The organism is Terrisporobacter muris, assembly GCF_024621905.1.
GTDB classification, from domain to species: Bacteria; Bacillota; Clostridia; order Peptostreptococcales; family Peptostreptococcaceae; genus Terrisporobacter; species Terrisporobacter muris.
On the sequence record NZ_JANKBY010000113.1, the window covers coordinates 1 to 10,387 of the forward strand.

The 10,387-nt window shown below is 29.4% G+C and carries 10 protein-coding genes; 2 read left to right on the top strand and 8 right to left on the bottom strand.

Features of this window, described 5'->3' with window-relative positions; genetic code table 11:
* The first annotated feature begins 50 nt into the window (after positions 1–50).
* Both NSA58_RS10185 and NSA58_RS10190 read left to right on the top strand, forming a co-directional pair.
* Positions 51–401 carry a MerR family transcriptional regulator gene (locus tag NSA58_RS10185; RefSeq protein ID WP_039678377.1) on the top strand — a complete coding sequence of 117 codons (351 nt, stop codon included), beginning with the start codon at positions 51–53 and terminating at the stop codon, positions 399–401.
* Positions 402–492: 91 nt separating this feature from the next.
* Positions 493–1,317 (top strand): nitroreductase family protein, encoded by an 825-nt coding sequence (locus NSA58_RS10190; protein WP_330376029.1) that lies wholly within the window; start codon positions 493–495, stop codon positions 1,315–1,317.
* A gap of 184 nt (positions 1,318–1,501) precedes the next feature.
* Here the strand turns inward: NSA58_RS10190 and NSA58_RS10195 are convergent, their stop codons facing one another.
* The 8 genes from NSA58_RS10195 to NSA58_RS10230 all read right to left on the bottom strand — a co-directional run bounded on the left by NSA58_RS10195 (position 1,502) and on the right by NSA58_RS10230 (position 10,338).
* Positions 1,502–2,653, bottom strand: coding sequence for a toxic anion resistance protein (locus tag NSA58_RS10195; protein ID WP_039678375.1), 1,152 nt, complete (start codon positions 2,651–2,653; stop codon positions 1,502–1,504).
* 152 nt (positions 2,654–2,805) lie between these two features.
* A complete protein-coding gene (locus NSA58_RS10200) occupies positions 2,806–3,945 on the bottom strand; it encodes a 5-bromo-4-chloroindolyl phosphate hydrolysis family protein (RefSeq protein ID WP_074429291.1) in 1,140 nt (379 codons plus the stop codon).
* 281 nt (positions 3,946–4,226) lie between these two features.
* On the bottom strand, positions 4,227–5,483 hold the full coding sequence (locus NSA58_RS10205; RefSeq protein WP_039678373.1) for a serine hydroxymethyltransferase: 1,257 nt from the start codon (positions 5,481–5,483) through the stop codon (positions 4,227–4,229).
* A 63-nt stretch (positions 5,484–5,546) separates the two neighbouring features.
* A complete protein-coding gene (locus NSA58_RS10210; protein WP_039678372.1) occupies positions 5,547–6,386 on the bottom strand; it encodes an alpha/beta hydrolase family protein in 840 nt (279 codons plus the stop codon).
* Between the two features lie 11 nt (positions 6,387–6,397).
* Positions 6,398–7,765: an alanine/glycine:cation symporter family protein gene (locus NSA58_RS10215; protein WP_074078950.1), complete on the bottom strand. Its 1,368-nt coding sequence runs from the start codon at positions 7,763–7,765 to the stop codon at positions 6,398–6,400.
* 56 nt (positions 7,766–7,821) lie between these two features.
* Positions 7,822–8,289 carry a hypothetical protein gene (locus NSA58_RS10220; RefSeq protein ID WP_052232846.1) on the bottom strand — a complete coding sequence of 156 codons (468 nt, stop codon included), beginning with the start codon at positions 8,287–8,289 and terminating at the stop codon, positions 7,822–7,824.
* Positions 8,282–9,133, bottom strand: a complete 852-nt coding sequence (locus tag NSA58_RS10225) for a DUF3100 domain-containing protein (protein WP_079764723.1) — start codon at positions 9,131–9,133, stop codon at positions 8,282–8,284. The genes NSA58_RS10220 and NSA58_RS10225 overlap by 8 nt, the downstream gene beginning before the upstream one ends.
* A 17-nt stretch (positions 9,134–9,150) precedes the next feature.
* Positions 9,151–10,338: a M20 metallopeptidase family protein gene (locus NSA58_RS10230; protein ID WP_039678370.1), complete on the bottom strand. Its 1,188-nt coding sequence runs from the start codon at positions 10,336–10,338 to the stop codon at positions 9,151–9,153.
* Between the last annotated feature and the right edge of the window lie 49 nt (positions 10,339–10,387).

The window sequence follows — 10,387 nt, forward strand, 5'->3', positions numbered from 1 at the left end:
ATATAAGTTATAATAATTAAAATCAATATTAACTATAAGGAGTAAATTATATGGAATATAAAATAAAAGAAGTTTCTGAAATAACTAATATATCTCAATCAAAAATAAGATATTATGAAAAAGAAGGATTATTACCTGAATTTAAACGAGATAAAAACAATATAAGAGTATTTTCAGAAAAAGATATAGAATTACTAAATTTAATTAGATGTTTAAGAAACATAGGAATGTCAGTCAAAGAAATCCGTACTAATTTAGATATTCTAGCAGACAGCAACAATAATCAATTAGCAATAACTCTTTTAATCGAACATCGAAATAAATTAGAAGAACAAAGAAAAATGCTAAAAAAGCATATTGATAAAATAAATTTAAACCTTGAAAGCAGACAAAATAGTTAGTATATATTTTCTTTATAAAAAAGCTTGACTTAAACTCTAGTTTAATAAATATAATTATAAATACCACTATATAGGAAGGAGGCATTTTATAGTGTTAGTAAATACCAATAAATGTATAGGGTGTACTTTATGTAAACAAGACTGTATAGTAAATGATATAGTGATGATTAACGGAAAGTCTCATATAAAAAATGAAACTTGTGTAAAATGTGGACATTGTATTGCAATTTGCCCTGTAAAGGCTATATCTTCTGATGATGAAAAAGAATACTCAATGAGTGAAGTAAAAGAATACAATGATAAAGAATTTTTAGTAAATTCAGATGTGTTAATGAACTTCATGAAATTTAGAAGAAGCGTTAGGTTATTTTCAAAAAAAGATGTTGAAGAAGCAAAGATAGATAAAATAATTGAAGCAGGAAAGTTCACTCAAACTAGCGGAAATCTGCAAGATGTTTCATATGTTATTGTAAAAGACAAAATACAAGAGCTTAGAAAAATGGTCCTACAAACTTTAAATAGTCAAGCTTATAATTTATTATCTGATGAAAATACTCCAACTCAAATTAGGATGTATGCTAATATGTGGAAGGATATGCATAAAAATTTTGTAGAAAATCCTGATGGAGAAGATAAGCTGTTCTCCAAAGCTCCGCTATTAATAGTAATAAAATCAAATAACATTGTAAATGGAGCTTTAGCAGCATCAAAAATGGAACTTATGATAAATGCTCTAGGGCTTGGAACATATTTTAGTGGCTTCTTATCAAGAGCTGTAAAATTTAATCCTGAAATAGGTAAGTTTCTTCAGATAGGAGATAACGAAGAGCTAGTTGCATGTATGGTAATTGGTTACCCAAAAGTACATTATAAAAGAACAGTTCCAAGAAAAGATGTAAATATAACAAGATTGTAATTTTAAATTTTTTTAATTATATGTAAAAAATAAACCATAATCAATATATTATTGGATTGACTATGGTTTACTTTTTAGTTCATTTGGACTGTGGATATGGTTGTGCTATTAATTACTCATTTTTCACATTTATTCTATACCTAATAAAATAAATTCTATATTATTTGATACTAAGCCTGCATTACTAATATTTAAAATCTAAAAGCTTATTTTTTAATTGATCTTCAATATTTCTTAATTCTATTTCAGCTTCCCTACGTTTTTCACGTCCTTCTGTTTGTATATTAAGTATTTCATCAAGAGTTGAAATCAATGATTCATTAGTAGCTCTAAGTGTTTCAATATCAACAATTCCTCTTTCAGATTCTTTTGCAGTTTCTATAGTTGAAGTTTTTAATATTTCTGCATTTTTGCGTAAAAGTTCATTTGTCATATCTGTTACTTCTCTTTGAACTTTGGCAGCATCAGCAGCATGAGCAACTCCAAGTGATAACACTATTTGACTTTTCCAAAGTGGAATAGTATTTATAATTGTAGATTGTATTTTTTCAGACATTAATGTATCATTATTTTGAATTAAACGAATTTGAGGAGCCATTTGCAAAGAAATCATTTTAGTTAATTCTAAATCGTGAATTTTCTTTTCAAAGCGATTACAAAGAGCAATAAAATCATTTAATTCTTGAGCATCCTGAGGATTACCACTTTTTTTTGCTTTTTCTTGTAATTTAGGAAGTTCTTCTTTTTCTAATTTTTGAAGTTTCTTTTTCCCAGCTAAGATATACATATAAAGCTCTTTAAAATATACTTTATTTATTTCATACATTTTATCTAGCATAGCAATATCTTTTAAAAGTTTTATTTGATGATTTTCAAGAACATTGCACATTTTATTTATATTACTCTCTACATTTTCATAATTTACTTTCATTTGAGAAATCTTATCTTTACCTTTTTTAAAGAAACCGAAAATTCCTTTTTTTTCTTCACAATCTTCAAAGTTCTTTAACTCAAGAACTACGCTAGATAGTATTTCTCCAATCTCACCTAAATCTTTAGTTTTCACATCATTTAATGCTGACTGTGAAAAATCAGAAATTTTCTTTTGAGCACCTACACCATATTGTAAAATAGAATTTGAATTGCTTATCTCTATTTTATCTACAAATTGATCTACCATTTTCTTTTCTTCTTCTGTCAGTTGGATTTCATCAATTATTTTTTCTTCTACCTTTTCTTCTTTTACCACTTTTAAATCAGGAACTTCCTCCCCAAATGGTTGGAAAGTTAATTCTGGTTTTATATCAACATACTTTTCTTTGAATTCATCACTCATCTTTAATGCCTCCCTTTTTGTTCAAAACTTACTTTTTAAAATTCGCTTTGCTTAAGCTACTGCGTGGGCGCCCCACTTCATATCGTCAACGATATATCCTAGTTACCACTTTAAACCACTGTGTGGGCGCTATGCAATTTCGGATAAATCCGTTACTTAAAATCTTCTTCTGATAATCCTTCTTGTTTAAATAATGTTTTAAGAACAGAAATATCTGTAGAAATATCTAAAACAACATCTTCATATAAATCATCTAATAAATTTTCAAAAGCATTATTAATAAGATCAACACTCTTTTCAATTTCAATTTTAGCATTTTTTATATTATCACCTTGAACTACTTGATTATTTAACTCTTTATATGAATTAATTAATTTTATAGTAATCGGAAGATAATGATTTACAAATTTATTAACTTCTTGTGTTTTTTTAGGATTTTTTTCAACATAATTAAGGATTTGATCCCCAATGTTTACTAATTTATCTAACTTTATAGCTATTTCTTCTCTATAAAGCTCATTTCTTACAGTTTTTATTTGTTCAATATAATTTCTTCCTATTTTTATAGTAGATTCTATCTCTTCTTTTCCTGAATTATTTATTTCTTCTTTTAATTTTTCCTTATTACTTTCTTTAGCTATTTGTTCTTTTTTTAAATTTAAATAATCACCATATACTTCATCATTTAACATGAAATAAGTTTTTTCTTCATCTATATGTCCTTCTAAAAACATACCTAAATCAATCATTTTACGTAGGTCTTTAAGTACAAAACTCTTTTTTTCTTTAGCAAATCTCGCTAAATCCTCAATTAAGAAATAACTATTATCATCAATAAATCTTACATACTTCTTAAAGCGCTTTACTCTTTTTCTTAAATTTATTCCTTTTAATAATAAAGCTACACTTCCTACAAAAAATAAAACTAAAACTCCCAAAACAACTTGACTACCTACAATAAAACCACTAAATAGTGAATTTGCTATTAGAAATAGTGCTACTGAAGAACCATAAATTATACTTCCGCTGGCTCCAAATACTATACAAAGTATTCCCGATATACTTCCAGCTGGTCTTTTACTAATGTATTTAGATATATCATTTTTAGATTTTTTATTTAAACCAATATATTTTTCACTATATTCATCAAACTTTGATCTAAATTGATTTATGGTTTCTTCAGTTTTATCGTTAATATCTCTTTTCAAATTAGCAATATCTATTGCTTTAAGTGCATTGCTAACTGTAGACATGATTTGATCTTCTAAATTAGAAAAATCCTTTTTATTCATTATGTTGCCTCCAGATTATTTTTCTTATTATTAACATAAATCTAGATATATACTATAACCTTATGATAATATTTTAATTTTATTATATATTATAATTTAGCTAATTGTAACCGCTAACTTAAAAATACTTTTGAAGCCATTTTTAATTGCTATTTTTAGTACAATAATCAATAAAATCTTGTTTAGTCTTGAATACAAGTAGTGTATAAATTGAAAACTCAAAAGACTTAGACCCCTTCTTTTAGGGTCTAAGCCTTTTGAGTTTTTGCTGTTATATAGGATTAATCTTCAAAATATCCTTTTGGATATAGTGGGAATCTTGAGATTAAATTTCTTGCTTGAACTCTACATTCGTTTAAAACTTCTTCATTATCTATGTTATCTGCAACTTTTTCCATAATGTCAGCTATCTCAGCTATTTCAGCATTACCAAATCCTCTCTCTGAAACTGCTGTAAGTCCTATACGAACACCACTTGTTACAAATGGACTTTCTGGATCATCTGGAATAGTGTTTTTATTAACTGTTATACCTATAGACTCAAGAGCTTGATCAAACTGTTTACCAGTTATTTTTTTAGGTCTTAAATCAACAAGTACTATATGATTGTCTGTACCACCACTTATTATTCTAAATCCTCTTTGTTCTAATTCTTTTGCTAAGTATTTAGCATTGTCTAAAACTCTTTGCATTGTTGCAATAAATTCCGGTTCTCTTACTCTTTTAAACATATTAGCTTTAGCTGCAATACCGTTTATTTGTATAGAGCCTAGTGTTCCTGGGAAAGTTGCTTTGTTTAATGCTTTTGCATATTTTTCTTTACACATTACAAACCCACCTCTAGGACCACAAATTGTTTTTGAGCAAGAAGATGTGGCAAAATCTGCGTAAGGTATAGGTGAGGGAATAACTCCCGCTCCAATAAGTCCTGATATATGAGCCATATCTACCATTAAATATGCTCCTACTTTATCAGCAATTTCTCTCATTCTTTCATAATCTATAAGTCTAGGGTATGCACTTGCTCCTGCTATTATCATTTTAGGTTTAAACTCTAATGCCTTAGCTTCCACTTCATCATAATTTATTCTTTCAGTTTCTATATCTACACCATAGTGTTCATATTTATATATTTTACTTACAAAGTTTGCTGGTGAACCATGTGTTAAATGTCCTCCATGATCTAATCTCATGGCAAGTATTTTGTCCCCTGGTTCAAGAACAGCGTTAAATACTGTATAGTTTGCAGTTGCTCCTGAGTAAGCTTGAACATTTACATATTCACAACCAAAAGCTTCTTTTGCTCTTTCAATACATAAATTTTCAACTTCATCTGCAAACTCTGAACCTGCTTGATATCTTTTTCCTGGAAGACCTTCTTCTGTTTTATTTACAAATACACTTCCCATAAGTTCTAGGATTTCTGTTGGTGCAGAACTTTCTGATGCTATCATTTCTATATTATATTTTTGTCTTTCTAATTCTTTCTCTACTATTGAGTATAATTTTGGATCTGTTATTTTTGTAGTTTTTAACATAATTCTTTCCCCCCTTAAATTTCTAATTTATCCTAATTTTATTGTACTTTTAGTATTTTTCAACTAAATATTTTTCTCAATCCAATATGCAATATTTTTAAGTAAACAAATTCTCTTATTGCTATAACAATGATCTGTATTTATTAACATCTCAGTAAGATTATTTTTATTGTGTTTTAATATTTCTTTTATTAAAGGCTCATGATAAAGTTTATATAATCCTATAGTATCTTTTTTTGCTCCAATTATTAATAATTTTTCATTAGCTAACTCTTCGCTTTTGTTTGCTAATTTCCACTCTGAATAATTTTCCATTATTTCATAAATCAATTTATTGGAACATGTTCCACTTAAAGGATCTTGCCCTCCTATAAACAATTCAATTATTTTTTGAACTTCTTCTTGATTATTATTTTTTATATTTTCACCTGCAAGGCCAAGATCAAAAGGACTTATGGCAACTGACATTTTTATTCTATTATCCATGCAATTACTTAATGCTAAAAATCCACCTACACTATGTCCAATTAATATCAAGTTATCTATATCAATATTAAACTGTTCTATATTCTTTTTATCAGTAATAAAGTCTATGGCTGAGGTAACATCTTCTAAACAATTAGTAAAAGAATAGCTTCCCTGACTTGACCAACATCCTCTATAATGAAAAGTTAAAACATTTAATCCTATTCTTCTAAGCCCCTGTGCTAAGTCTAAGTTTTCTTCATAACCTGGAAATCCATGTAATAATATTGCTGTAGGATGTTTCTCTCTTCCTTGTGCTGTAAACATGGTTCCAAGTAAGTTACAACCTTTACTTACTATTTTTATGCTAAATAAATCTGGCAAAAATTCTTCTACTTCTTCCCTATCTTCCAATAGATATTTCAAATTTATACTCACATAAACCACCTCTATTTATTTAAAGTTGTTTTTTTACCAAAACCATATTCTTCTTTATTAAAAAACTCTTTGCATAATGTAGCTATTGAACCACTAAGCACCAATAAACTTATTAAGTTTGGTATTGCCATTAATCCATTTACTGTATCTGCAAGTAGCATTAATGAGTTAAATTGGAATAAAGCTCCTACAAATGCACATACTACCCAAAGTATTCTATAAGGTATTATAGCTTTTGTTCCGAAAATAAATTCTATGGCTGTTTCTCCATACCAAGACCACCCAAGTAATGTAGAAAATGCAAATAATGTTACGCATATACTTACGACTACTCCACCTAAGTCACCTAAACCTGATGCAAATGCTTGATTTGTCATAGCTGCACCTTCTGCTCCACTTGTCCATGCACCTGACATCAAAATTACTAAAGCAGTTATGGTACATACAACTATAGTATCTATAAATACTTCCATAATTCCATATAAACCTTGTCTACAAGGATGATCTACTGTAGCTGTGGCATGTATCATTGGTGAACTACCTATACCAGCTTCATTTGAGAATATCCCCCTAGCAACTCCAAATCTTAATGCTTCTTTTAAGGTTGCTCCTACAAATCCTCCAAATGCTGCTTGACCTGAAAATGCACTAGTAAAAATTAATTTAAATGTAGGTATAATTTGTTGATAATTACAACATATAACTACTAATGCACCCATTATATAAATTAATCCCATGATAGGAGTAATAATACTAGTAACTTTTGATAATCTTTTTACACCACCAAATATAACTATAAATGTTAATACTGCAAGAATTGCACCTGTAACAACAGGCTTAACACCATAAACACTAAGTGCACTTGCAACGGAGTTTGATTGAACCATATTACAACTTATAAGACCTACAAATGCTGTTATTAATGCAAAGAAAACTCCCGCCCATTTGCAATTTAACCCATTTTTTAAAACATACATTGGTCCACCACGCCAAACACCATTTTCATCTTTTTCTCTATATTTCATAGAAAGTGTTATCTCACTAAATTTTGTAGCCATACCAAATATTGCTGAAACCCACATCCAAAAGATTGCTCCTGGTCCACCTACTCCAATAGCAGATGCTATACCAACAATATTTCCTACACCTATACAAGAAGATAAAGCTGTTGCCAAAGCTTGAAAAGATTTTATTTCTCCTTCTCCTTTTCCTTGTGATGGTGTAAATATTTTGCCTACCAATTCTTTAAAAGCAGTTGTAAAATATCTAAATTGAACAAATCCCAATTTAAATGTTAGAAAAATACCTGTCCCAACTAATAATGTAATCATATATGGTCCCCAAAGAATACCACTTAGCCAATTTAAGAAATCTGTCATGTTACTCCCCTCCTCTTGTTAATGCTATCTTAATCTTTAAAATATAAAATTAATTATTATATTATTCCACTAGATGATAGAACAATCTGAGCAACAAATGCTGAACCTACAAATGTTCCTAACATTACGAAACATGCCACAACTATTCCTCTCCAGCCAATACGTTTAAGATCCACCCAGTTTTTAGACATGGATACACCTGCAAAACCTAAGATACAAGTAGCAAGAGCTAACATATTTATTTTTTCAACGTGCATATTTACAAATTGAGAAACAGGAGATATAGGACAGGCAACTATAACACCTATAATACTAATCCATACAACAGCTGGACAATTTATAGGAATTATATATGTCAAAAGACTACCAGATAGAGCTATTGCAAATAAAATCAACATACCTGGTATTGATTCCATAATTGAAATTTTGTATCCTATGCTGTTTCCAAAAATACTAATAACTGATACTAACAACATAATTGATACTAATTCTATAAATATACTTATATTTAACTTCTTATTCATTTTCTTGGACCTCCTCAACTAGCTTAATTTCAGCTTTACTTTTTCTTCCTATAATAGGTTCCAATTTTTTATACAAAAAGTTACATAATGGATAAGCAATAAATATAGTTACAAATATTCCATCTGCAGTAGACAGAGTATTACTCATACCTGCATATGCAGAAATCTCTGTAGCCATTTGAGGGAAGGTTTCCATTAAAGGAGCAACTGATGCAGCCATCATACTTCCACTTCCTACGCCACACGCCATTGCTAAAGATAGAGGATGGAATGGTGTAGCAGTAGCAAGAAAACTAGCTAATGCTCCTAAGAAAATTGACCCTACCAATGTTCCTACAACATATGTAATCATTATTCCGCGTCCTTCTGGAGAGTTCATTCCACATTTTTCTGCTATATATGCAATATTCGGCTCACGTCCTATGGAATGTGTCATACCAACAGCTTCTCTTTTAAATCCAAATAATAATGCTATTGGTAATGCTAAAAATATAGTTCCTAAGTTACCAAGTTCTTGTAATATAAGTGCTGGCCCTGCTAATATAACACTTTCTATTGCTGCTCCGCTGTTAACTCCTACTTTTGCACAAAATACAGCTATTCCTATAACAACAATCTTATCTGATATATCACAGTCTTCCTTTGAACCTATTATTTTGATGGGTTTTAATAAAGCTAATATTAGACAAATAATCATGCAATACAATAAAGGTAAAAACATAATACTTCCAGATGCTATTGGTATTTTTATAACACCTATTTTTTCACTAATTAGTGTTATTATAAAGACTACTAATATCATCTTCCAACATCTAATTATATTTTTAATATTACTTTCACTCATTTCATCACCCTTTTCTTTTATATTTGGGAACTTTTATTTTTTAACATATAATTAATAGCACTTTGGGCTAACACATTTGATCCTACTAGCAAAGAGTCTGTGTCTGCCACAAATCTTGAGTTATGCCATTGATTAACATATCCTTTTTCCTTATTTCCAACACCTAGCCAATAGAAAAATCCTGGTTTATTTTCAGTAAATATGGAAAAATCCTCTCCACCAGTTGTTGGCACTGGGTCAAATATAGCATCTTTACCATAAGTTTGTTCTACTGTTTCACATGCTAAATCATACATATCTTTTTCATTTATTACTGCAGGTAAATCATATCTATAAGTAACTTTACCTGTTGCACCATATCCTGCAGCTATGCCTTCTACTTTTTTACTTAATATTTCTGGCATATTTTTTCTTATTTCTTTATCAAAAGTTCTTACAGTGCCACTCATATGAATATGTTCACTTATTACATTGTTTGCTGTTCCACCATTTATAGTTCCAATAGAAACTACTACAGAATCTATAGGGCTTATGTTTCTACTAACAATACTTTGTATCCCTTGAATTACTCCACTTGTTGCAACAATAGGGTCGATAGTTCTTTGAGGAATACCTCCATGACCACCTTTGCCATAAATATCTATCCAAATTGTGTCTACAGCTGCCATAAGACCACCTAGTTTTACACCTACTTTTCCTACTGGTACGTCTGGATGATTATGAAGACCAAATATTACATCTACATCATCCATCACACCTGCTTTGACAAGCATTTTTGCTCCTTCATTTTTTTCTTCAGCAATTTGAAATATAAATTTTATATTTCCATGTAGTTGGTCTTTTAGCTCTGATAGAATCATGGCTGCACCAGCTAAACATGTTGTATGAACATCATGACCACAAGCATGCATTACTCCATCTACTTTTGATTTATAATCTAAGTCAGTTTCTTCTACTATGGGAAGTGCATCGATATCTCCTCTTAGAGCTACTGTTGGTCCACTATATTTTCCTTTTAATAAACCAACTACACCTGTTTCCATTCCCATGTCTAAAATTTCAATATCAAGTGATTTTAATAAATCCTTAATTTTACTTGTTGTTCTAAATTCTTTAAAACTTAATTCAGGATTCATATGCAAATCCTTAAAAAATTCTAAAAGCTTATCTTTATATCTTTGAGAAAAATCCATCACATCCAGCATAAAATTCCTCCTTCTAATATTTCAAATCTTGTTTCATTTTTTATATTTA

Coding starts and splice junctions, on each gene's coding strand:
- NSA58_RS10195 (WP_039678375.1), bottom strand. CDS start 2,653: ATGAGTGATGAATTCAAAGAAAAGTATGTTGATATAAAACCAGAATTA.
- NSA58_RS10215 (WP_074078950.1), bottom strand. CDS start 7,765: ATGACAGATTTCTTAAATTGGCTAAGTGGTATTCTTTGGGGACCATAT.
- NSA58_RS10230 (WP_039678370.1), bottom strand. CDS start 10,338: ATGCTGGATGTGATGGATTTTTCTCAAAGATATAAAGATAAGCTTTTA.
- NSA58_RS10220 (WP_052232846.1), bottom strand. CDS start 8,289: ATGAATAAGAAGTTAAATATAAGTATATTTATAGAATTAGTATCAATT.
- NSA58_RS10200 (WP_074429291.1), bottom strand. CDS start 3,945: ATGAATAAAAAGGATTTTTCTAATTTAGAAGATCAAATCATGTCTACA.
- NSA58_RS10225 (WP_079764723.1), bottom strand. CDS start 9,133: ATGAGTGAAAGTAATATTAAAAATATAATTAGATGTTGGAAGATGATA.
- NSA58_RS10185 (WP_039678377.1), top strand. CDS start 51: ATGGAATATAAAATAAAAGAAGTTTCTGAAATAACTAATATATCTCAA.
- NSA58_RS10205 (WP_039678373.1), bottom strand. CDS start 5,483: ATGTTAAAAACTACAAAAATAACAGATCCAAAATTATACTCAATAGTA.